Raw genomic sequence first — 22,630 nt, forward strand, 5'->3', positions numbered from 1 at the left:
GCCGGCGGGGCGCGGCCGGACCCGGAACTCCGGACGGCCGTTCCGGACCGGTAGATGATCCGCTGCCGGGACGGTCAGCCGGCCGGCCCGGGTTCCGCGGGCTCGTCCTGGAACGCGGCGAGCGGGATGGGCAGCCAGTTCGGCCGGTTGCGGGCCTCGTAGACGACTTCGTAGGCGGCCTTGCTCAGCTCCAGCGCGCGCAGCAGCACCGCGTCGTCGCCGTGGATCCGCCCGCCGCCCGCCGAGTAGCCGGCGATGAACGCGGCCCGGTTGCGCTCGGCCCACTCGGCGGCGCGCGGCGCCAGCGTCCCGGCCTCCGGGTGCCCGGCCAGCAGGTGCCGGGCCGCGTAGTCGAACGACCGCAGCATGCCCGCCACGTCCCGCAGCGGCGAGTCCAGCGCGCGCCGCTCGTTCAGCGGCTGGCCGGGCTCGCCCTCGAAGTCGAGCACCACCCACTCGCTGGGCGTGCGCATGACCTGGCCCAGGTGGTAGTCGCCGTGCACCCGCTGGACGGTCACCGGCCGGTCCAGGGCGGCCAGCCGGTCGAACGCCGCGTGCGCCGCGGCCGCGTGCCCGCCCAGCTCCGGCACCTCGGAGATGGCCGAGTCCAGCCGGCGGCGGAACCCCTCGACCATCCGCTTGACCTCGTGCGGGTCGATCGTGGCGGTGGGGAAGGCCGCCGCCATCTCCTGGTGCAGCCGGGCGGTGGCGGCGCCCAGCCGGTGCGCCTCGGCGGCGAAGTCGCCGCCCACGTCGGAGGCCGGGGTGCCGGGCAGCGAGCCGTACAGGTCGCGGACGCTGGTCAGCGCCAGCGCCCAGCCGTCGCTGGCGGTGGCCAGGAACTCCTGGGTGAAGGCGAGCGTGGTGTTCTCTCCGGCGACGTCGGCCTCCATCCAGCCGTACGGGCGGGCGATGTTCGGCGCGCCCCGCTCGGCCAGCGCCGACACCACCTCCAGCTCCGGGTTCACCCCGGGGACGATTTTGCGGAACAGCTTGCAGATGTAGGCGTCGCCGAAGACCAGCGAGGTGTTGGACTGCTCGGCGCCGAGCACCAGGCTGCGCGGCGAGGTGTCGATCTCCACCCCCGGCATGTGCCGGAAGCGCAACGGGCCCACGTCGGCGCCGGCGGCGATGGCCGCCAGCAGCACCCCGGTGACCTCCTGGTCGTGCGCCGCGTCGTAGGCGAACCCCTCGGGGGTCTCGCCGATCTGGACGTGCCGCAGCCGGTGCGGCAGCTCGCGGCGGAACCCGACGAGCATCTGATAGCGGTCGGTGCGCCCGTCCTGGCGGACGGTGATGATGAGATGGCGCACCTCGGCGTCCGTGGCCCCGCAGGACCCCGCCACCTGTTGGTGGAAGGATTCTGCCGGACCACGAAGCGGCAGCGGCGTGGCGGACTCGACGGCCAGTTCGGTGATCGCGCGGCCCTTGCCGGCGAACCACCGCTGATGGGTGATCCAGCCGGCAAGCAGCTCTTCGAGATGCTGTGTCACGTCTCCTCGGTGGCGGCGCTCGTGGGCGGAAGGGTGAACCAGTAGAACCCATGCCCCGGGAGCGTCAAAAGATACGGAAGTTCGCCAATCGGAGGAAATGGCACGCCGCCCGTGCACTCCACGGGCGTGACGCTCTCGAACCGCCGCAGGTCCAGCTCCACCGGCTGCGGGAACCGGGAGAGGTTGTTGACGCACAGGACACGGTCGTCCCCGAGCTCGCGGACGAACGCGAGCACGCTGGGGTTGGAGGAGTTCAGCTCGGTGAACTCACCCAGGCCGAAGACCGGGTGCCGCTTGCGGATCTCGATCATCTTTCGGGTGAAGTGCAGCAGCGAGCCCGGGTTCTTCTGCTGGGACTCGACGTTGAGCGCCTGGTACCCGTAGATCGGGTCCATGATCGTCGGCAGGTAGAGGCGGCCGGGGTCGCAGTCGGAGAAGCCCGCGTTGCGGTCCGGCGTCCACTGCATGGGCGTGCGGACGCCGTCCCGGTCGCCCAGCCAGATGTTGTCGCCCATGCCGATCTCGTCGCCGTAGTACAGCACCGGGCTGCCCGGCAGGCTCATCAGCAGGGCGGTGAACAGCTCGATCTGGTTGCGGTCGTTCTCCAGCAGCGGCGCCAGCCGGCGCCGGATGCCGACGTTGGCCCGCATCCGCGGATCCTTGGCGTACTCGGTGTACATGTAGTCGCGCTCTTCGTCGGTCACCATCTCGAGCGTCAGCTCGTCGTGGTTGCGCAGGAAGATGCCCCACTGGCAGTTCTCCGGGATCTTCGGCGTCTGGGCCATGATCTCGGAGATCGGGTAGCGGGTCTCCCGGCGCACCGCCATGAAGATGCGCGGCATGAGCGGGAAGTGGAACGCCATGTGGCACTCGTCGCCGCCGGTGACCGCGTCGCCGAAGTACTCGACCACGTCGGCCGGCCACTGGTTGGCCTCCGCCAGCAGCACCCGGTCGGGGTAGAGGCGGTCGACCTCCTTGCGCACCCGCTTGAGGTAGGCGTGCGTCTGCGGCAGGTTCTCGCAGTTGGTGCCCTCCTGCTCGAAGAGATAGGGCACCGCGTCCAGCCGGAAGCCGTCGATGCCGAGGTCCAGCCAGAACCGCAGTACCTCCAGCATGGCGTCCTGCACATCCGGGTTCTCGTAGTTGAGGTCCGGCTGGTGGTGGAAGAACCGGTGCCAGTAGTACTGCTGGCGCACCGGGTCGTAGCTCCAGTTGGACGTCTCGGTGTCGATGAAGATGATCCGCGCGTCCGGGTACTGCTCGCTGTCGTCGGACCAGACGTAGAAGTCGCCGAACGGCCCCTCCGGGTCGTGCCGGGACGCCTGGAACCACGGGTGCTGGTCGCTGGTGTGGTTCATCACCAGGTCGGCGATCACCCGCATGCCGCGCTTGTGCGCCTCGTCGACCAGGGTGATGAAGTCCCCGAGATCCCCGAAGTCCGGAAGGATCTTCATGAAGTCGGAGATGTCGTAGCCGCCGTCCTTGAGCGGCGACTCGTACAGCGGGAGTAGCCACAGGCAGTCGACGCCGAGCCACTGGAGGTAGTCCAGCCGGTTCGTCAGGCCGCGGATGTCTCCGGTGCCGTCCCCGTTGGAGTCGGCGAAGCCCCGGATCAGGACCTCGTAGAAGACGGCGCGCTTGTACCAGCGCGGGTCGTTCGGCTTCTCGTGAGTGAAAGTGTCCGGGACGGGCTGAGGCGTCAAGCTCACCGGTGGACTCCCCGTTGTGCTGGTGCTCGCTGCCGCCGCGGGCGGCCGGACGTCAGGTCCGGCCGCCGGGCGTCGCTCGCAGTGTGAGGACGTGGGCTGGGTTGATGTGCGGGTCGAGACGGACGTAATTGGCCTGGCGCCAGTGGTACGACTCGCCGGAGAGCTCGTCGTCCACGATGAAGTCCGCGTTCCAGTCGAGGCCCAGGGCGGGCAGGTCGAGCCGGACCGTCGCCTCGTGCGTGTTGTGCGGATCGAGATTGACGACGACCAGGACCACATCGCCAGGGCCGGACCTTCGTGTGGCCGGATCGTAGGCGCCGGGCAGCCGCTTGGAGAAGCAGATCATGTCCGGGTGGTCGACATCGTGGAACCGTAGATTACGCAGTTCCTGTACCGCGGGGTGGGCTCTTCTGAACAAATTGAGACGAGTGAGGAAGGGGGCCAGGCTGCGGCCCTCCTGCTCGGCCGCCGCCCAGTCGCGCGGCCGGTACTCGTACTTCTCGCTGTTCAGATACTCCTCGCTGCCCGGGCGGACCGCGACGTTCTCGCCGAGCTCGTAGCCGGCGTAGACCCCCCAGCTGGGCGAGGTCAGCGCGGCCAGCACCGCCCGGATCTTGAACGCCGGGAGCCCGCCGTGCTGGAGGTACTCGTGCAGGATGTCCGGGGTGTTCACGAAGAAGTTCGGCCGCACGTAGTGCGCGGTCTCCGCCGACAGCTCCCCGAGGAAGTCCACCAGGTCCGGCTTGGAGGTCTTCCAGGTGAAGTAGGTGTACGACTGGTGGAACCCGATCTTCGCCAGGCCGCGCAGCATCGCCGGGCGGGTGAACGCCTCGGACAGGAAGATCACGTCCGGGTCGGTGGCGTGGATCGCGCCGAGCAGCCGCTCCCAGAACACCACCGGCTTGGTGTGCGGGTTGTCCACCCGGAACACCCGCACCCCGTGGTCCATCCAGTGCCGGACCACCCGCTCCACCTCGGCCAGGATGCCCTCGGGGTCCTTGTCGAAGTTCAGCGGGTAGATGTCCTGGTACTTCTTCGGCGGGTTCTCCGCGTAGGCGATCGTGCCGTCCGCCCGCACGGTGAACCACTCCGGATGCTCCTTGACCCACGGGTGGTCGGGGGAGCACTGCAGCGCCAGGTCGATCGCGATCTCCAGCCCCAGCTCGCGCGCCCGGCGGACGAACGCGTCGAAGTCCTCGATGGTGCCGAGGTCGGGGTGGATCGCGTCGTGCCCGCCGTCGGCCGAGCCGATCGCCCAGGGCGAGCCCGGGTCGTCCGGCTCGGGGTGCAGGGTGTTGTTGCGTCCCTTGCGGAACGTGTCGCCGATGGGGTGGATCGGCGGCAGGTACACGATGTCGAAGCCCATGCCGGCCACCGCGGGCAGCCGCTCGGCCGCGGTGCGGAAGGTGCCGGACCGCGGCGGCGCGCCCTCCTGCAGGACCGCGCCCTCCGAGCGGGGGAAGAACTCGTACCACGACCCGAACAGCGCGCGGCGGCGGTGCACCCGGACCGGGTAGCGCGGCGCCCGGGTGACCAGCTCGCGCAGCGGGTGGGCGGCCAGCGCGGCGGCGGTCTCCGGGAGCTGGGCCACCGCCAGCCGGGCCCGCGGGTCCAGCTCCTCGTCGCGCAGCCGGTCGGCGACGCGCTGCAGCTCGGCCCGGTGCGCGCAGCCGGGGCAGCCGTTCGGGCGGACCGCCTTCGCGGCTCGCTCGAAGATCCGCGCGCCCTCCTCGCACATCAGATCGGTGTCGATGTCCCGGGGGATCTTGATTCCGGCGTCGTGCAGCCAGGTGGCCACCGGGTCGCTCCACGCCTCCACCCGGAAGTGCCAGGTGCCCTCGCTGGGCAGCGTCACCGTGACGCCGAAGCGGTCGGTGCCCGGCTCCAGCGGGCGCATGGGCAGCAGGCGCCCGCGCGCGCCGGCCGGGTCGGTGAGCACGACACCGGCCGCCACCGCGTCGTGTCCTTCCCGGAACACGGTGGCGCTTATCTCGAAGGTCTCGCCCGCCGCCGCCTTGGCGGGCCACCGCCCGCAGTCGACGACAGGCTGGATGTCCTGTACTGGGATTCGTCCGATCATCGCGTCTCAAGGTAGCGGCGACGCACCGGGCGCCGCCGGGAGTTGTGAGGGCAAGGAGTGATCTTTGCTTTCGGGTGTTTCCGGCACGGAGCCGAAGTATGCGCGGGCACGATGGATTTAACGCCGAGGACGGTGATCGCCGTCTCGGCACCGGAGGGTACGGCATGACGTACTTCCAGGGAACTGCCCCCTTGCTCCGGCTTCAAGCCTCTCATCGGCAAGTAGGCGGTAGATCCCCGGCCCCCACCCTCGGTCGCGTGCACACCCGAGTTGTGATCACTGTCACGTGTTGGCTTTAGTGAGGTTTGAGCCGGTCAGCTAGGGGTGAGAGCGAATCGCATGAGATCTGGTGACGTCACAAGAGTGTTCCGGTCGCGCGTCGTGGCGCTGAGTTATTAGGGTCTGGCCCCGTGAGAGCAATCCGCAGGTTCACCGTCCGAACCGTCCTTCCCGTGGAGCTGGCCGCCCTGGGCGAGCTGGTGCACAATCTGCGCTGGTCCTGGCACCCCGAGACCCTGGACCTGTTCGCGGAGGTCGACCCCGCCACCTGGGAACGCGTCGGGCACGACCCGGTCGCGCTGCTCGGCGCGGTCGAGGCCGACCGGCTCGCCGAGCTGGCCCGCGACCGCAGGTTCCTGCGCCGGCTGGCCGACGCCGCCGACGATCTCCGGGAGTACATGACCGCCCCCCGGTGGTACCAGACCCTCCCGGACGCCCCGGCCGCGATCGGCTACTTCTCGCCCGAGTACGGCATCGCCGCCGCCCTGCCGCAGTACTCCGGCGGCCTCGGCATCCTGGCCGGCGACCATCTCAAGGCGGCCAGCGACCTCGGCGTGCCCATCCTCGGCGTCGGCCTGCTCTACCGGCACGGCTACTTCACCCAGTCGCTGTCGGCCGAGGGCTGGCAGCAGGAGCACTATCCGAGCCTCGACCCCGGCGGCCTGCCGCTGACCCTGCTCAAGGAGCCGGACGGCGCCCCCTGCCGGGTCGCCATCCCGCTGCCCGGCGGGCGCGCCCTGCACGCCCAGATCTGGGTCGCCCAGGTGGGCCGGGTCCCGCTGCTGCTGCTCGACTCCGACGTGGCCGACAACGACAACGCCGCCCGCGACGTCACCGACCGGCTGTACGGCGGCGGCACCGACCACCGCCTGATGCAGGAGCTGCTGCTCGGCATCGGCGGCGTCCGCGCGCTGCGCGCGTACTGCCGGGTGACCGGCCACGCCGAGCCCGAGGTCTTCCACACCAACGAGGGCCACGCCGGCTTCCTCGGCCTGGAGCGCATCCGCGAGCTCACCGAGCACCGGCTCACCTTCGACGAGGCCCTGGAGGCCGTCCGGGCCGGCACCGTCTTCACCACCCACACCCCGGTGCCCGCCGGCATCGACCGCTTCCCGGCCGAGATGATCGAGAAGCAGTTCGGCGGCGACAACGCCTGGCCCACCGTGCCGGTCGACCGCATCCTGGCCCTGGGCGCCGAGCCCGAGGGCGCCGAGCCGGACGCCGCCGGCGGGCCGGTCTTCAACATGGCCGTGATGGGCATGCGGCTGGCCCAGCGGGTCAACGGCGTGTCCGAGCTGCACGGCGACGTCAGCCGCGGGATGTTCCAGGGGCTGTGGCCGGGCTTCGACCTGGACGACGTGCCGATCGGCTCGATCACCAACGGCGTGCACGCCCCCACCTGGGTGGCCCGCGAGGTGATGGAGCTGGCCGGCAAGGAGCTGCCCTCGCTGATCGAGAAGGCCCAGGGCTGGGAGGGCGTGCAGAAGCTCTCCGACGAGGAGATCTGGGCCATCCGCGGCCGGCTGCGCGGCCGGCTGGTCGAGGCCGCCCGCGAGCGGCTGCGCGCCTCCTGGCGGGCCCGGGGCGCGTCCCCGGCCGAGCTGGGCTGGATCGACGAGGCGCTGGACCCGGACGCGCTCACCTTCGGCTTCGCCCGCCGCGTCCCGTCGTACAAGCGGCTCACCCTCATGCTCAAGGACCCCGCGCGGCTGCGGCGCCTGCTGCTGGACCCGGAGCGGCCGGTGCAGATCGTCATCGCCGGCAAGGCGCACCCGGCCGACGAGGGCGGCAAGCGGCTCATCCAGCAGATCGTGAAGTTCGCCGACCAGGAGGACGTGCGGCACCGCATCGTCTTCCTGCCGGACTACGACATGAACCTCGGCCAGCTCATGGTCCAGGGCTGCGACGTGTGGATGAACAACCCGCTGCGCCCGCTGGAGGCGTGCGGCACCTCCGGCATGAAGGCCGCCCTCAACGGCGGCCTCAACCTGTCCATCCTGGACGGCTGGTGGGACGAGTGGTACGACGGCGGCAACGGCTGGGCCATCCCCACCGCCGACGGCGTCACCGACACCGACCGGCGGGACGACATCGAGGCGACCGCGCTGTACGACCTGATCGAGCGGGAGGTCGCCGACCGCTTCTACGACCGGCCCGGCGACGGCATGCCGCGGCGCTGGCTGGAGATGGTCAAGCACACCCTCACCTCGCTCGGCCCGAAGGTGCTGGCCGGGCGGATGCTGCGCGACTACGTCGTCGACCTCTACACCCCGGCGGCCGGCTCGGCGCGCGAGCTGTCCAAGGGCGACCACGGCAAGGCCCGCGAGTTCGCCTCCTGGAAGCTGCGGGTCACCCGGGCCTGGCCCGGGGTGCGGGTGGAGCACATCGAGGCCTCCGGCATCGGCGACACCCCCGAGCTGGGCGCGTCGATGGAGGTGCGCGCCACGGTGGCGCTCGGCGAGCTGTCCCCCGACGACGTGCGGGTGCAGGTGGCGTACGGCAAGGTGGGCGTACACGACCAGCTGCTGCGGCCCTCCTACGCCACGCTCACCGTCGACTCGGTGGGCGACGACTGCCGGGCGGTGTGCACCGGGGTGGTCCCGCTGGACCGCACCGGGGCCTTCGGTTACACCGTGCGCGTGGTGCCCAGCCACCCGCTGATGGACTCCGCGGCCGAGCTGGGCCTGGTCGCCCTCCCCGAGGAGCCGGCCGGCATGACCAACGGCACCCTCCGCTAGCCGGTACGGACCTGGCGGGCGGCGGGGCGACCACTGCTCCGCCGCCCGCCGGGCGCGCCGGCGAACCGTGCGCCCGGGGGCGCCGGTCGGGGGCCGACGACCCGCTACGTGCCTCCCCGCCGTCCGGCGGGGCGGACGGCCGGGGCGGAAACGGCCGCCGGGGGCGGAAACGCGGCGGCCGCTGCCGGACACGTAAGGCAGGGAAGCGGAAGGCCCGCTTCGCGCTCCACGGAAGCGAGAGCACCTGCCATGAAATCCTGCCGACTCCTGCTCGCCGTGCCGCTGCTGGCGCTGGCGACCGCCTGCGGCGGCACCGCGACGGCCGGCCCGGGCGACGCCGCCGGCCCGGTGGGCACCTCCGCCGCGGCGCCGGACGACGCCCGGGTGAAGTGGGCCCGCTGCCTGCGCGAGAACGGCGTCCCGGACTTCCCGGATAATCCGGACGATGTGCCGAGCAGCGGCGTGGCGATCTCCGATGAGGCCTTCAAGGCCTGCGAGAAGTACCACCCGGGCAAGCGGATCGATACCAAGGACCCCGCCTACCTCGACCGGATGACCAAGCTGGCCCGCTGCCTGCGCGGGAAGGGCATCGACTTCCCCGACCCCGGGCCCAACGGCGAGCTGCCGCCGCCCGACTTCGACGGCGGGAACAAGGAGAAGTTCGCCGCGGCCCTGAAGGCCTGCGACTTCACCGGCCTGAACAAGTGAGGCGCGGTGTCCTGGCCGCGGTCACCCTGGGGGCGGTGCTGGCCGGGGCCGGCGCCGTCGGCGCGGCCACGCTCGGCGGCGCGGAGCGGTCCGCCGCGCCGGCCCGCCCGCCCGCGCCGACCGCCGGCGTCGAGCGCGGCGACCTGGTCGACACCGTGTCGGTGAGCGGGCGGCTGACCTACTCCGGCGAGCGGAAGATCGCGACCGGCGGCTCGGGCACGGTCACCTGGGTGCCCCGGGCCGGCGCGACGATCAGGCAGGGCGGCGCGCTGATCAGGCTGGACCGCCGCCCGGTCGTGCTGCTGTACGGCGCCGTCCCGCTGTACCGGACGCTCCGGCAGGGCGTCACCGACGGACCGGACGTCCGGCAGCTGGAGAAGGCGCTGAAGGCCCTGGGGTTCGGCCGCGGCGTCACGGTGGACCGGCACTTCTCCTGGGCCACCCGGCAGGCCGTGCTGCGCTGGCAGAAGCACCACGGCATGGCCAGGACCGGGGAGGTGGACGCCGCCCAAGCGGTCTTCCTGCCCGGCCCGGCCCGGGTCGCCGAGGCCAGGGCCGCGGTCGGCGACACCGCGCGGGCCGGCGGGCAGGCACTGACCGTCACCGGCACCCGGCAGGTGGCCCGGGTCGATCTCGACGTCGCCCGGCGGCACCTGGTGCGCGGGGGCGGCCGGGTGACGGTTGAGCTGCCCGGCGGGAAGACCGTCAAGGGGAAGATCACCGCCATCGGGGGCGCGGTGAAGGTCGAGGACGCCGGCGGCCAGGAGGGCAAGAGCACCGTCGAGGTGGAGATCTCGCTGCCCGCCGGAAAGGCCCGGGGGCTGCCGGACCAGGCGCCCGTGGCGGTGACGCTGGTGAGCGAGCGCCGCCGCGACGTGCTCAGCGTGCCGGTCGAGGCGCTGCTGGCGCTGCGCGACGGCGGGTACGGCGTGACGGTCGTGGACCCCGGCGGCGCCCGGCGGACGGTGAGCGTGCGGACCGGCGGGTACGGCGGCGGCCGGGTGGAGGTCGCCGGCCCGGGGCTGGCGGCCGGGACGAAGGTCGAGGTGCCCGCCGAATGACCCCCGACCACCAGACCCCCCGGTCCGACCGGCGGACCGGCCTCCAGACCGGCCCCGGGTCCGACCACCGGGCCGATCACCAGGCAGGTCCGCGCTCCGACCGGCAGGCCGCCCCCGCGCCCGGGCACGAGCGGATCATCGATGCCACCGGGGTCACCAAGCGTTACGGGCAGGTGGACGCGCTGCGCGGCGTCGACCTGGCCGTCGAGGCCGGTGAGCTGGTCGCCATCGCCGGCCCGTCCGGGTCGGGCAAGTCGACCCTGCTCCAGGTGCTCGGCACCCTCGACCGGCCCACGTCGGGCACCGTGAAGATCGCCGGCCACGATGTGGCGGGCCTGCCGGACCGGCGGCTGTCGGCGCTGCGCGCCAGGAGCATCGGGTTCGTCTTCCAGCGGTTCCACCTGGACCCCGGCCTGCCCGCCCTGGACAACGTGGCCGACGGCCTGCTGTACGCCGGCCCGCCGCTCCGGGTCCGCCGCGAGCGTGCCCGGGCCGCGCTGGAACGGGTCGGCCTCGGCCACCGGCTGGGGCACCGGCCGCACCAGCTGTCCGGCGGCGAGCAGCAGCGGGTCGCCATCGCCCGCGCGGTGGCCGGCGAGCCCGCGCTGCTGCTGGCCGACGAGCCGACCGGCAACCTGGACTCGGCGGCCGGCACCGAGGTGCTCGCCCTGCTGCGCGACCTGCACGCCGGCGGCGCCACGGTCGTCGTCATCACCCACGACCCGGAGATCGCCGAGTGGAGCCCGCGGCGGGTGCGCATGCGGGACGGCCGCGTGGTGTCCGACGGCGGGCCGGGCACCGGCCGCCGTTCGGTGGCCGCCCTGGTGAAGAGCGATCGCGCCGCCGGGGCGGGATCGCGGTGACGGCCCGCGAACTCACCCCGGCCCGGCTGCGGCCGCAGGACGTCGTCCGGGTCGGTGCCGCCGGCATGCGGGCCCGGCCTGGCCGGCTGGTGCTGTCCGCCCTCGGTATCGCGCTCGGCATCGCCACCATGGTCGCGGTGATCGGCATCTCCGCGTCGGGGCAGGAGCGGCTGCTGCGGGAGCTGGACCGGCTCGGCACCAACCTGCTACGGGTGACGCCCGGCGACTCCTTCCTCGGCGAGAAGGTCGAACTGCCGGCGGCCGCGGTCGGAATGGTGCGCCGGATCGACTCGGTCACCTCGGCCGCCGCCACCGGCGACGTCGAGGTCTCGGTCCGCCGCACCGACCGCATCCCCAAGGAGCAGACCGGCGGGCTCGCGGTGCTGGCGGCCACGCCCGGCCTGCTCGGCACCCTGGACGGGAAGGTGCGGAGCGGCACCTGGCTGAACGACGCGATCGCCGGCCGCCCCGCGGTGGTGCTCGGCTCGGTGGCCGCCGGCCGGCTCGGCGTCCACCGGGCCGGCACCCCGGTCTGGATCGGCGACCGGTGGTGCACCGTGGTCGGGGTCCTGGACCCGATGCCGCTGGCCCCGGAGGTCGAACGCGCCGCGCTCATCGGCTTCCCGGCCGCGCGGAAGTACTTCGGCTTCGACGGCCATCCGACGACGATCTACGAGCGGTCGGCGGAGGATGCGGTGGACGCCGTCCGGGCACTGCTGCCCCGCACCGTCGATCCGGAGCATCCCGAACAGGTCGCCGTGTCCCGCCCGTCCGACGCGCTGGCCGCCCGGGCGGCCGCCACCGACACCTTCACCGGCCTGCTGCTCGGCCTGGGCGCGGTCGCGCTACTGGTCGGCGGGGTCGGCGTGGCGAACACCATGGTGATCTCGGTGCTGGAACGCCGCCGGGAGATCGGGCTGCGCCGGTCGCTCGGCGCCACCCGCGGACAGATCCGGCTGCAGTTCCTCGCCGAGTCCCTGCTGCTGTCGGCGGCCGGCTCGGGCGCCGGGCTGCTGATCGGCGCGCTGGTCACCACCGGCTACGCCCTGTCCCGGGACTGGCCGCCGGTGGTGCCGCCCTGGGTGCTCGGCGGCACGCTGGCGGCCACCCTGGCCGTCAGCGTGCTCGCCGGCCTGTACCCGGCGGTCCGCGCCGCCCGGGTGCCGCCCAGCGTCGCACTCACCTCCGGCTGACCCCCTACGGGCGGGCTGTCGTCCATCCCGGTGGCGAGCGGGTGTTCGCCGCCGGGGTGGACGTCAAGGAGGGTGTTTCCCCTTGGACCTCGGACCGCTCCCTGGGGTCAGGTGACGGTGAGGCTGCGTTCGACCGCCTTGACCACCAGCTCGTCCACCTCCTCGGGGGCGAACAGCTCCGGGAGCGTCAGCGTTTCCACGATCAGCCAGTTGAGCGCCAGCATGAGGAGCCTGACCGAGGTCGCGTCACCGGGCAGGCCCTGCTTCAGGTGGTAGGAGACGTTCGCGTCCATGTCCGCGCGCACCCTCCCGGTGAGCACGACACGCAGGGCGGGCCGTCGGGTCGCCTCCAGCCGCAGCTCCAGCATGGCGAGATAGCCGCTGCGGAACCCGGCGACCCGGCCGACCGTCTCCCGCATCAGCTCGGTCACCTTGGCGGTGTCCCGCGGCCCGGTCTCCGCGGCGGCCCAGGTGGCCTCGTCGGGCATCCACCGCTGGTAGACCCGATCGGCGATCTGCATGAGCAGGTCGTCGCGGTTGGCGAAGTAGTTGGTGGCCGTGCCGGTCGGGGTGCCCGCCTCGGCGTCGACCGCCCTGAAGGTCAGGCCGCGGGCGCCTTCCCCGGCCAGCACCTCGATGGCCGCGTCGAGGAGCGCGTTCCTGCGCTGGTCGTTCTTTCGCATGTTGACACTCTAGCGGTGTAGTACTACGTTTGCACCACTTCAAGTAAAGCACTACGACAGGAGTGGTCAGGTATGCGAAAGCTCGTCTACTACGTCGGAGTCTCCATCGACGGCTACATCGCCGGCCCCGGCGGCGAGGTCGACTTCTACCCGGTGAGCGACGACATGGCCGCGTGGATGAACGAGCGGCACCCCGAGGTGATCGCCACGCACATCCGCGCGCAGGTCGGACTGGCCGACGCGCCCGCCAGGCGGTTCGACACGGTGGTGATGGGCCTCGGCACCTACCGGCCCGCCCTGGACGCCGGCGTCACCAGCCCTTACTCCCACCTGCGCCAGTACGTGGTGTCCTCGACGCTGGAGAAGATCGACGACCCGTCGGTCGAACTCGTCCCCAGCGACCCCGTCGGGCTGGTCCGCCGGCTCAAGGCCGAGTCCTCCGACAAGGACGTCTACCTCGCCGGCGGCGGCGAACTGGCCGGGGCGCTGCTGCCGGAGATCGACGCACTGATCATCAAGTCGTATCCGGTGGTCGCCGGCGCGGGCGTCCCGGCCTTCCGGGGCGGGTTCGACCCCACGCTCTTCACCCCCACCGAGCGGCAGTCGTTCGATAACGGGGCGCAGGTGACCTGGTTCCAGCGCGCCGCGTAGCCGCGAGGAGGCGAACTCCGCTATAGGCATGGCGGGCGTCAGCGTGCTCGCCGGGCCTGTACCCGGCGGTCCGCGCCGCCCGGGTGCCGCCCGGGTGCCGCCCGGGTGCCGCCCTCACCGCGGGCTGACCCGCCGGGCGGGCCCCCGCGTCCGCGGGGCCCGCCCGGCCGTAGGGTGGGTGGCCGTGCCGCGGCGTGGCGGCCGAGCAGCGTAGGGAGATATCTCATGGCGGAGTTCGTGCGCGTCGAGGTGGCCGGCGGGGTCGCGACGATCCGGCTGGACCGGCCCAAGATGAACGCCCTGAACATCCAGACCCAGCGCGAGCTGGCCGCGGCGGCGCGCGAGGTGGACGCCGACCCCGGCGTGCGGGCCGTGGTCCTGTACGGCGGCGAGCGGGTCTTCGCCGCCGGGGTGGACGTCAAGGAGATGGCCGGCATGTCGTACGCCGACATGGCGAGCCACTCGGCGGCCCTGCAGGACTGCTTCACCGCCGTCGCCGAGATCGGCAAGCCGGTGGTGGCCGCGGTCACCGGGTACGCCCTGGGCGGCGGCTGCGAGCTGGCCCTGTGCGCCGACCTGCGGATCGCCGGGGAGGGCGCCAGGCTGGGCCAGCCGGAGATCGCGCTCGGCATCATCCCGGGGGCCGGCGGCACCCAGCGGCTGCCCCGCCTGGTCGGGCCGGCCCGCGCCAAGGACCTGATCTTCACCGGCCGGCACGTGGACGCCGCCGAGGCGCTGGCCATCGGCCTGGTCGACCAGGTCGTCCCGGACACCGAGGTGTACCCGGCGGCGGTCACCTACGCCGAGCGGTTCGCCGCCGGCCCGGCGGTCGCGCTGCGCGCCGCCAAGCAGGCCGTCGACCAGGGCCTGTCCACCGACCTGGCCACCGGCCTTGAGATCGAGCGCCTGCACTTCTCCGGCCTGTTCGCCACCGAGGACGCCCGGACCGGGCTGCGCGCCTTCACCGACAAGACCAAGCCCACCTTCACCGGCCGCTGAGTTCCGGTCTGTCGCCGGCCCGGGAATCCGTCCGGATCTTGACCGGCCGGCCCGGTCGGCCGGACAATCCGGCGAGGTGCGAGATCGCGTGCCGGGGTGACCGGTGGGGAGCAGGAACGCCGCGGCGCCGCGCACCGGCTGCCGCCTGCCTGCCCGGCAGGCGTTCACCTCACCGGAACAGGAGCCGCGAGCCATGCACGACAGTGCGAAACCCGCATTAGACGGGACGGCCGCCAGCAGAGACCCGAGCCCGCGCCTGATCGCGCCGATGGCGTGGCGGCCGGTACTGGCCGTCGCGCTGGCCGCCGGGGTGGTGCACCTGGCGGTGGCCACCCGGTTCGGCTGGCACCGGGACGAGTTCTACCAGGTCACCACCGGCCGGCACCTGGACTGGGGGTTCCCGGACCAGCCGCCGGTGACCCCGCTGCTCGCCCGCCTGGTCGACGGCCTGCCCGGCGGGCTGCTGCCGCTGCGGCTGCTCGCGATCGCCGCCCAGCTGGGCTGCGTCCTGCTGGCCGCCCGGCTGGCCGCCGAGTTCGGCGGCCGGGCCCGCGCCCAGACCATCGCGGCGGCGGCCATCGCGGCCTGCCCGGCGTTCGTCGGCGGCGCGATGATGTTCAGCACCACGGTGACCGACCAGCTGGCCTGGGCCGCGGTGTTCGTCACGGTGGCCGCGGCGCTGCGGTCCGGCACGGTGCGGTCGTGGCTGGCGGCCGGGGCGGTGGCCGGGCTCGGGCTGGAGAACAAGCACACCATCGGGGTGCTGCTGCTCGGCGTCACCGCCGGGCTGGTGCTCTTCCACCGGCCGGTGCTGCGCACGCCCGGTCCCTGGCTGGCGGGGGCGCTGGCGTTGCTGCTCGCCCTGCCCAACGTGCTGTGGAACGTGCGCCACGGCTGGCCGCAGCTGCGCATGGCCGGCGTGCTGTCGGCCGACCAGGGCGGCCCGCTGGGCTCGCTGGCGAACCTGCCGCTGCTGGTGCTGATCGCCGGCCTGCCGCTGGTGATGCTCTGGGTGTTCGGCGTGCGCCGGCTGGCCTCCGCGGCCGGTCGCGGCCACCGGTGGGCCCTGGTCGCGGCGGCCACCGCGCTGGTGGTGTTCACGGCCGGCGGCGGCAAGCTCTACTATCCGGCACCCGGCCTGCTCGCGCTGTTCGCGGCGGGGGCGGTGCTGGTGGAGGACCGGGCCGCCCGGGCCGGTGCCGCCGCCCGCCCGGGCCGGTCCCGCTGGACCTGGCCGGTCCTGCTGGCCACCTCCGGGCTGATCGCCGTGCTGACCGGACTGCCGGTGCTGCCGGTGGGCGCGGCCACCGCGCTGCGGCCGGTGAATCCCGAACCGGTGGAGACCTACGGCTGGCCCGAGTTCGTCGGCCAGGTCGCGGCGGCGGCCCGGTCCCTGCCGGCCGGCACGCCCATCTTCACCGCCAACTACGGCGAGGCCGGCGCGCTGACCCTCCTCGGCCCGGACGCGGGCCTGCGGTCGCCGGTGGTCAGCGCGCACAACGCCTACGGCCTGTGGGGCCCGCCGCCGGGAACGCCGGATCCGGTGCTCTGCGTGGGCCAGTGGAGCGCCGAATACCTCCGCCGGTTCTGGTCGGACGTCCGGCCGGTGGCGTCCATCACCCTGCCCGGCGGGATCATCACCCAGGAGGTCGACGAGAACGCCGCGATCTTCACCTGCCGGGGCCCGCGCGGCGACTGGGCACGCCTGTGGCCGGCCCTGCGGCACCTCGACTGAGAGCCCGCGCCGGGCCGGCCGGAGCCGGTCTCAGACGGTGATGACGACCTTGCCGGGGGCGTGGCCCTGCTCCTGGTAGGCGATCGCCGCCGGGATCTCGGCGAAGCAGTAGCTCCGGCCGATCACCGGGGTCACCTGGCCGGCCTCGATGAACTCGGTCAGAGCGAGCAGGGTGCGCCGGGTGTCCGGGGAGTTGATCACATCCACCGAGGTCATCTTCTGGGAGACGAACGGCGACATGGCGAGCGCCGCGAAGACGTGTCCGGCCGGCTGCAGCCACCGGCCGGCCGGCCCGCCGACCGCGACGTAGGTCCCCCGGCGGGCCAGCACCCGCCGGCCCGCCGACACCGGGCGGCCGCCCGCCACGTCCAGCAGGACGTCGTAGTGCCGCCCGGCCCGGGTGAAGTCCTGCACGCTGTAGTCGACGACCTCGTCCGCGCCGATCGAGCGCACCAGGTCGACGTTGCGCGGCCCGCACACCGCGGTGACCCGCGCGCCGAGCGCCCGGGCGATCTGCACGGCGAACGTGCCCACCCCGCCGGAGGCCCCGTTGACCAGGACCTGCTGGCCGGGCCGGACGTCCGCCTGGTCGCGCAGGCCCAGCAGCGCGGTGCCGGCCGCCAGCGGGACCGCCGCCGCCTGCTCGAACGACAGGCTCGGCGGCTTGGGCGCCAGCTCGCCTTCCGGGACGCACACGTACTCGGCGAAGCCGCCGCCCTTGGGCATCCCGTACACCTCGTCGCCGGGGCGGAACGCCGTCACCGCCCTGCCGACCGCCTCGACCTCGCCGGCCACGTCGGCGCCGAGGATGGCGACCTTCGGCCGGCGCAGGCCGAGGCCGCCGGGCATCAGCCGGGCGACGCGGGGCTCGCCGCGCATGAGATGCCAGTCGAAGGGCTGCACCGAGGTGGCGCGCACCCGGACCAGCACCTCGTGGTCGGCGGGCGCCGGCCGGTCCACGTCGGTGAGTTCCAGCATGTCGGGGGCGCCGTACGAGCGCAGGACGAAGGCCTTCATCGCGTTCTCCTCAGGGGGCGGGTGGCCGGTGCGCGTTCCTCGGGTGCGCGGTGGCGCGGTTCACCGGGGTCACCGGTCGCGGCCGGTGCGGCGCGTTCCCGTGCCGTGGCATCAGTGTGCGCGGACCCGCCCGGTGGCTCTACGGCCGAAAGTACGAACGTGCCGGTGGCCGATCGGCCGCCCCGGATCGGACCGTTGTGCCGATGAACGGCCAGGTCCCGGCCGTCACGATCGGGTCATGAGCGACGAGAGCACGACGACGGGACGCCGTTCCCGCGACACCCACCGGCCCGGGCGCGACCGGTCCGTCACCACCTGGCGGGAACGGCTGCCGATCACGGGGCTGATCCTGCTCGGCGCCGTACCGGTGATCGCCGGCGCCGCCCGGCTGACCGAGCTGACCGCCGGCGCCGAGATCACGCCGGGCAACGCCCGGTTCTTCGCGATGCCGCTGCCGGTGGTGCTGCACATCCTCACCGCCACCGTGTACACCATCGCGGGCGCCTTCCAGTTCGCCCCCGGCCTCCGCCGCCGCCGGCTCGGCCGGCACCGCGCCCTCGGGTGGCTGCTGATCCCGTGCGGGCTCGCCGCGGCGCTCACCGGGCTGTGGATGACCCTGTACTACCCGCGTCCCGCGGGGGACGGCGAGCTGCTGGCCGGCTTCCGGCTCGCCTTCGGGGCGGCCATGCTGCTGTCCATCGTCCTCGGCCTGGCGGCGGTCCGGCGCCGCGACATCGCCCGGCACCGGTCCTGGATGATCCGCGGGTACGCCATCGGCCTCGGCGCGGGCACCCAGGCGCTGACCCACGCGTTGTGGTTCCTGCTCCCCGGCAACGGCAGCGGCCTGGCCGACCTCGACGAGCTCACCAGGGCGCTGCTGGTGGCCGCCGGCTGGGTGATCAACCTGGCCGTGGCCGAATGGATCATCCGCCGGCGTCCGGCCCGCCGCCGCGCCGCCGCGGCGCGGTCACTGCCGGAGGCGGCCGGTCTCGTAGGCCCACATCGCGATCTCCACCCGGTTGCGGACGCCGAGCTTGGTCATCAGCCGGGCGATGTGGCTCTTGACGGTGCTGAGCGAGATGTGCAGATCGCCGGCGATCTCGCTGTTGGTGCGCCCGCGGGCCACGGCGAGGAGGATCTCCTCCTCCCGGCCGGTGAGCGCCTCGACGGGCTGCGCCGGCGGTGAGCCGCGCCCGGCGCCGGCGAAGGTCGCCAGCAGCCGCGCGGTGACGCTCGGCGCGATGAGGGCGTCACCCGCGGCGGCGGCCCGGACGGCCTGGGCGAGCAGGTCGGGCCCGGCGTCCTTCAGCAGGAAGCCGCGGGCGCCGGCCCGCAGCGCGGCGTGCACGTACTCGTCGAGATCGAACGTGGTGATGACCACCACGGCCAGCGGGTCCGGCACATCCGGCCCGGCGACGGCCCGGGTGGCCGCGATGCCGTCCAGGCCGGGCATCCGGATGTCGAACAGGCACACGTCGGGGCGCAGCCGCCGGGCGAGCTCGACGGCCCGCCGCCCGTCGCCGGCCTCGCCGATGACCTCGATGCCCGGCTGGGCGTCCAGGATCATCCGCAGGCCGGTGCGGGCGATCTCCTGGTCGTCGGCGACGATCACCTGGATGTTCATGTCCCGGCTCCGGTCCGTGGCAGCACGGCGGTCACCGTCCAGCCGCCGTCGGGGCCGGGACCGGCCTGGCAACGGCCGCCGAGCAGTTCGGCGCGTTCGATCATTCCGATCAGACCGTACCCGGGCGAGCCGGCCGGGCGGATCAGGCCGCCGTCGCCGTCGTCGCCCACCCGTAGCCGGACCGCCGCGTCGTCGATGGCGACGTGGACCTCGACCCGGGTGGCGTGCCGGGCGTGCCGGAGCGCGTTCGTGATCGACTCCTGGGCGATGCGGTAGATCGCGGCACCGACCCGCGGCGGTACGTCCGCCACCTCGCCGGTGATCTCCACCTCGACGGCCGGCCCGGACCGGCCGCGGCCGGCCAGCTTCGCCAGGTCGGTGATGTCCCGGCCGGGCGCCAGCTCCGCCGGTTCGTTCCGGCGCAGCACCCGGACCATGGCCCGCATCTCGGCCAGGGCCCGGGACGCCTCGGCTTCGATCAGCTGGAGCGCCTCGGCCGCGGCGTCCGGCCGCGACGCCGAGGTGGCCAGGCCCGCCTGCGCCCGGATCGCCATCGCCGAGACGTGATGGGCGACCGTGTCGTGCAGGTCTCGGGCGAGCTGTTCGCGTTCGAGCAGCTTGACCTGGTCCAGCTCGCGCATCCGCGCCCCGGCCCGGTACCGGAACGCCACGCCCAGCGCGACCGCCGCGAACGTGACGGTGAACGCGGCGACGGCGTCCGGGAGGACCAGGTCGTAGAAGGCCATGGAGAGCCCGACCGCCGCCAGCATGATCGCCAGCCCCAGCACCACCTCGCGGCCGGATCCCCAGCGGGCCAGGGCGTACACCAGGATCAGCACGTACGCCATCGTGTACGTCTGCACCCGCTCGCCACCGGTCAGCAGCGGAGCCGCGCTGGTGGTGGCGAAGGCGATCGCGATCATCCGCAGCGGCCTGGTCCGGCGCCACAGCAGCGCCGGCACCAGCCCGACGGTCACGATCAGCGAGACGACCCGCCCCGGCAGATCCGGTCGCAGCACCCCTTCGAGCAGCGCCAGGGCGATCAGCACCCCGGCGAGGACCCGGTCCCGCCACACCCGCGACGGCGCGCCGGCCGGGCGCGGCTCGTCCCACACGGAGCGCAGTAAGCCGGGCACGCGAACATCGTACGAGACCGCCCGCCGCCAGGGACCGCCCGAAAGTACACATCCCCGCAATCGCGTGAGAGCCCCTCGTCGAATGACGGGGTGGTGCCGCGCCGACGAAACGCTCAGAAGGTGTCCAACCGTGGCATCACCCGGCTGCTGAACTCGACGATGGCGGTGGTCCAGGTGAGTGCCTCATCCAACTCGTCCAGCGTCACCGTCTCACCCGGCTGGCCTCCGTACTCAAGCACGTTTCTCCGCCTGCGCAGGTGGTCGAGCCTGCGCAGCGCGCGTCCCTCTGGAGCACCGCCGAACTGCGCGATCACCGCGTCTCTCAAGGCTATGTGGCCGCCGCGTGAGGTAGCACGTAACCCTTGCGCCTGCAGGAGGGCGGCACACGCCTTGCGGGCGGCGTCGTAGCACAGCGCGTAGGCCCCCTCGGGATCCTCGTCCTGGATCTTCGTGACCGATGCCAGGTGGCTGCGGGCCGCCTCCAACATCGATGTGGCCAGGTCGCCGGCCTGTGGCACACGTTGGATCTCGCGCTCCGAGATGAGCCGGGAAACGACCTCCTCACCGAGTGTCCACCGCACGCTGCTCCTCTAGTGCCGGGGATGTTCGATCTCGACGACCGGCGATCCCTTGATCTGGCGGATCAGCCCGTCCGCGCCAGACTCCCACACCGTAACGCTGCGTATCACTGCATTCACTGAAATCCCTAGGCGCTGTTCGGCGCGACCCGCGGCGTCATAGACGTCTCCGCGCCGTGGAGAGCCCAGGACCAGCAGATCGATGTCGTTCGGTTGCGGGCCCGGCTCCCCGTGGTGGCGGGCGGCCCAGGAACCGAAGATCATGATCTGGTGGACGTCCCGAACTCCGGCGAACTCCTCGGCGATGATCGCTGGTGCACCGAACGCAACGGCCAGCAGGCCGGCGAGCGGGCGGAAGGCGGCGGTTTCGGTTTCGGCCCGGATCAGCCGGGCGCGCCCGACCTTGCGTTCTCGTAGCAGCCCGGCCCCGATCAGTCGATCGACCTCGCGCTGCGCCGAACTCACCGGATGCCCGCACATCGCGGCCAGTTCGCTGATCGAGAACTCCTCTTCGGGCACCAGGTACAGGCGGGCGAGCAGGTCGGCCTGCAGCCGGGACCGGAAGATCGGCATGAGGTCAGGCGCTGACGTTCCCACATTCCTGATGATAACTTGCGAAACCTGGGAATGAGAGGAGAGCGCGTCCGAGTCCGCCGGCTGCGGATCGGCGCGCGTCACCGGGCGGGAACGACTGATGCCGCATGCCCACCTGTCACCCTTGTACGCGGCTCGGCTGCCGAGCGAATAAGGGAGGGCGTTCCACGGATCAGCCGGCGGTCCCGGTGCGGGCGATCAGGTCGAGGAGGAGATGGGTGGCCACCTCGGCCCCGTCGGTGCGGACCTTGCCGGCGACCTCGGCCGCGCGGGTGCGGGTGCCGGGGTCCAGGGCGACCTTGAGGGCGGACGCCAGGGATTCGGCGGTGGGCGTCGGGCCGTCGTGGCCGGTTCCGATGCCCAGCTCGGCGACCCGGTCCGCCCAGTACGGCTGGTCGGCGACCTGGGGGACGATGACCTGCGGCGCCCCGGCCCGGGCCGCCGTCGTGGTGGTGCCCGCGCCGCCGTGGTGCACCACCGCGGCCACCCGGCGAAACAGCTCCTGGTGGTTGACGTCACCGACCACCAGGCAGTCGTCCCGGTCGTCGATCATGGTCAGGTCGGCCCAGCCGCTGCCGAGCACGACGCGGTGTCCGTGCGACCGGACCGCTTCGACGACGGCGCGGGAGATCTCCGGTGCGCTCGCGCCCCGCATGGGCATGCTGCCGAACCCCACGTACACCGGCTCCGCTCCGGCGGCCAGGAACGCCTGCAACTCGGCGGGGAGCGGGCGCCCGTCGGGGCGGATCCACGCGCCGGTCTGGGCCACCGCCAGATCGGACGTCTCCTGCCACGGGCCGAGGACCGGGTCGGCCGCCAGGAAGGGGTGGCCGGTGAAGACATGGTCGCGGAGGCGGTCCACCGGCGGCAGGCCCACCGATTCCCGGTGGGTGTTGATCGTCTCGCCGAACATCGCGTTCATGTGCTCGGCGTTGAGGTCCCACAGTGCCCGGTTGCCGGTCACCCCGGCGGGCACCTGCTGGCCTGGCCACGGCCGGGGCGCCTGGTGCGGCGAGGGCAGGTAGCTCGGCGAGAACGAGGTGAAGACGTACGGCACCCCGAGCTTCTCCGCCGCCCCGCGGGCCCCGGCCGCGGCCGGGAAGGATCCGGTGGCCACCACCGCGGCGCACCCGTCGCCCGCCCCGGTCACCGCCTCGTAGGCCATCGAGGTCAGCTCGGCCGCGATGCCGGCCAGGCCGGCACGCTCCTTGCCGGCGACCGTCCCGGTCGCCAGCGCGCGGATCGGCCAGCCGAGCGGTATCAGCGGCACGCCGATGGCGTCCAGCGATTCCGCGAAGTCCGGCGGCGCGCACACCCGTACGTCGGCGCCGTGCGCCTGCAGCCGCGTCGCCAGCCCGGTCACCGGCTCGACGTCCCCGCGCGACCCGTAGGTCACCAGCACAACGCGCATTCCACGTCCCCCGTCTTGCGTCCGTTCCGATGTCGAGCGGCGATTCTGCGGCATGACGGGGGTCTTGTGGCAAGCCCC

Annotated in this window: 18 protein-coding genes and 1 pseudogene; 9 read left to right on the top strand and 10 right to left on the bottom strand. The window is 73.2% G+C overall.

The window, feature by feature from the left end; genetic code table 11:
- Positions 1 to 74: 74 nt before the first annotated feature.
- Genes Sru01_RS21790 through Sru01_RS21800 form a run of 3 tightly spaced genes read right to left on the bottom strand, consistent with a single transcriptional unit; the run spans position 75 to position 5,282 of the window.
- On the bottom strand, positions 75 to 1,493 hold the full coding sequence (locus tag Sru01_RS21790) for a maltokinase N-terminal cap-like domain-containing protein (protein ID WP_203989360.1): 1,419 nt from the start codon (positions 1,491 to 1,493) through the stop codon (positions 75 to 77).
- Positions 1,490 to 3,202 carry a maltose alpha-D-glucosyltransferase gene (gene treS, locus Sru01_RS21795; RefSeq protein ID WP_203989362.1) on the bottom strand — a complete coding sequence of 571 codons (1,713 nt, stop codon included), beginning with the start codon at positions 3,200 to 3,202 and terminating at the stop codon, positions 1,490 to 1,492. The genes Sru01_RS21790 and treS overlap by 4 nt, the downstream gene beginning before the upstream one ends.
- A 52-nt stretch (positions 3,203 to 3,254) precedes the next feature.
- Positions 3,255 to 5,282, bottom strand: a complete 2,028-nt coding sequence (locus Sru01_RS21800) for an alpha-1,4-glucan--maltose-1-phosphate maltosyltransferase (RefSeq protein ID WP_203989364.1) — start codon at positions 5,280 to 5,282, stop codon at positions 3,255 to 3,257.
- Between the two features lie 410 nt (positions 5,283 to 5,692).
- Here Sru01_RS21800 and glgP point away from each other — a divergent pair, with 410 nt between their 5' ends.
- The 5 genes from glgP (at position 5,693) to Sru01_RS21825 (ending at position 12,124) form a co-directional block, all read left to right on the top strand.
- The gene (gene glgP / locus Sru01_RS21805) at positions 5,693 to 8,299 is read left to right on the top strand and encodes an alpha-glucan family phosphorylase (RefSeq protein ID WP_203989366.1); all 2,607 of its coding nucleotides are present in this window, start codon (positions 5,693 to 5,695) and stop codon (positions 8,297 to 8,299) included.
- Positions 8,300 to 8,548: 249 nt separating this feature from the next.
- Positions 8,549 to 9,007: a hypothetical protein gene (locus tag Sru01_RS21810; RefSeq protein WP_203989368.1), complete on the top strand. Its 459-nt coding sequence runs from the start codon at positions 8,549 to 8,551 to the stop codon at positions 9,005 to 9,007.
- Positions 9,004 to 10,068: a peptidoglycan-binding protein gene (locus Sru01_RS21815; RefSeq protein WP_203989370.1), complete on the top strand. Its 1,065-nt coding sequence runs from the start codon at positions 9,004 to 9,006 to the stop codon at positions 10,066 to 10,068. Before Sru01_RS21810 ends, Sru01_RS21815 begins: the two co-directional genes overlap by 4 nt.
- Positions 10,065 to 10,931, top strand: a complete 867-nt coding sequence (locus tag Sru01_RS21820) for an ABC transporter ATP-binding protein (protein WP_203989372.1) — start codon at positions 10,065 to 10,067, stop codon at positions 10,929 to 10,931. The genes Sru01_RS21815 and Sru01_RS21820 overlap by 4 nt, the downstream gene beginning before the upstream one ends.
- The gene (locus Sru01_RS21825; protein WP_203989374.1) at positions 10,928 to 12,124 is read left to right on the top strand and encodes an ABC transporter permease; all 1,197 of its coding nucleotides are present in this window, start codon (positions 10,928 to 10,930) and stop codon (positions 12,122 to 12,124) included. Before Sru01_RS21820 ends, Sru01_RS21825 begins: the two co-directional genes overlap by 4 nt.
- Before the next feature lie 107 nt (positions 12,125 to 12,231).
- Here Sru01_RS21825 and Sru01_RS21830 read toward each other — a convergent pair whose 3' ends face one another.
- Positions 12,232 to 12,807 carry a TetR/AcrR family transcriptional regulator gene (locus Sru01_RS21830; RefSeq protein ID WP_203989376.1) on the bottom strand — a complete coding sequence of 192 codons (576 nt, stop codon included), beginning with the start codon at positions 12,805 to 12,807 and terminating at the stop codon, positions 12,232 to 12,234.
- Positions 12,808 to 12,879: 72 nt separating this feature from the next.
- On the opposite strand from Sru01_RS21830, the gene Sru01_RS21835 reads away from it, so the two are divergent.
- The 3 genes from Sru01_RS21835 (at position 12,880) to Sru01_RS21845 (ending at position 16,192) form a co-directional block, all read left to right on the top strand.
- Positions 12,880 to 13,458, top strand: coding sequence for a dihydrofolate reductase family protein (locus Sru01_RS21835; protein WP_203989378.1), 579 nt, complete (start codon positions 12,880 to 12,882; stop codon positions 13,456 to 13,458).
- Between the two features lie 225 nt (positions 13,459 to 13,683).
- Positions 13,684 to 14,457: an enoyl-CoA hydratase/isomerase family protein gene (locus Sru01_RS21840; protein WP_203989380.1), complete on the top strand. Its 774-nt coding sequence runs from the start codon at positions 13,684 to 13,686 to the stop codon at positions 14,455 to 14,457.
- A gap of 268 nt (positions 14,458 to 14,725) precedes the next feature.
- Positions 14,726 to 16,192, top strand: coding sequence for a glycosyltransferase family 39 protein (locus Sru01_RS21845; RefSeq protein ID WP_203989382.1), 1,467 nt, complete (start codon positions 14,726 to 14,728; stop codon positions 16,190 to 16,192).
- Between the two features lie 30 nt (positions 16,193 to 16,222).
- On the opposite strand, the gene Sru01_RS21850 is transcribed toward Sru01_RS21845, so the two are convergent.
- Positions 16,223 to 17,209 (bottom strand): NAD(P)-dependent alcohol dehydrogenase, encoded by a 987-nt coding sequence (locus Sru01_RS21850; protein ID WP_203989383.1) that lies wholly within the window; start codon positions 17,207 to 17,209, stop codon positions 16,223 to 16,225.
- A gap of 445 nt (positions 17,210 to 17,654) precedes the next feature.
- Between Sru01_RS21850 and Sru01_RS35795 the strand changes: the two are divergent.
- Positions 17,655 to 18,125: pseudogene (locus Sru01_RS35795) on the top strand (DUF2306 domain-containing protein); the annotation flags it as partial.
- 51 nt (positions 18,126 to 18,176) lie between these two features.
- On the opposite strand, the gene Sru01_RS21860 reads toward Sru01_RS35795, so the two are convergent.
- The 5 genes from Sru01_RS21860 to Sru01_RS21880 all read right to left on the bottom strand — a co-directional run bounded on the left by Sru01_RS21860 (position 18,177) and on the right by Sru01_RS21880 (position 22,552).
- The gene (locus Sru01_RS21860) at positions 18,177 to 18,833 is read right to left on the bottom strand and encodes a response regulator (RefSeq protein WP_203989384.1); all 657 of its coding nucleotides are present in this window, start codon (positions 18,831 to 18,833) and stop codon (positions 18,177 to 18,179) included.
- Positions 18,830 to 19,969, bottom strand: coding sequence for a sensor histidine kinase (locus Sru01_RS21865; protein WP_239137638.1), 1,140 nt, complete (start codon positions 19,967 to 19,969; stop codon positions 18,830 to 18,832). The genes Sru01_RS21860 and Sru01_RS21865 overlap by 4 nt, the downstream gene beginning before the upstream one ends.
- A gap of 113 nt (positions 19,970 to 20,082) precedes the next feature.
- Positions 20,083 to 20,550: a hypothetical protein gene (locus tag Sru01_RS21870; protein WP_203989385.1), complete on the bottom strand. Its 468-nt coding sequence runs from the start codon at positions 20,548 to 20,550 to the stop codon at positions 20,083 to 20,085.
- Between the two features lie 9 nt (positions 20,551 to 20,559).
- On the bottom strand, positions 20,560 to 21,144 hold the full coding sequence (locus tag Sru01_RS21875; protein ID WP_203989386.1) for a MarR family transcriptional regulator: 585 nt from the start codon (positions 21,142 to 21,144) through the stop codon (positions 20,560 to 20,562).
- A 169-nt stretch (positions 21,145 to 21,313) separates the two neighbouring features.
- Positions 21,314 to 22,552, bottom strand: coding sequence for a glycosyltransferase (locus Sru01_RS21880; RefSeq protein WP_203989387.1), 1,239 nt, complete (start codon positions 22,550 to 22,552; stop codon positions 21,314 to 21,316).
- Between the last annotated feature and the right edge of the window lie 78 nt (positions 22,553 to 22,630).

The organism is Sphaerisporangium rufum (assembly GCF_016863395.1).
GTDB lineage: Bacteria > Actinomycetota > Actinomycetes > Streptosporangiales > Streptosporangiaceae > Sphaerisporangium > Sphaerisporangium rufum.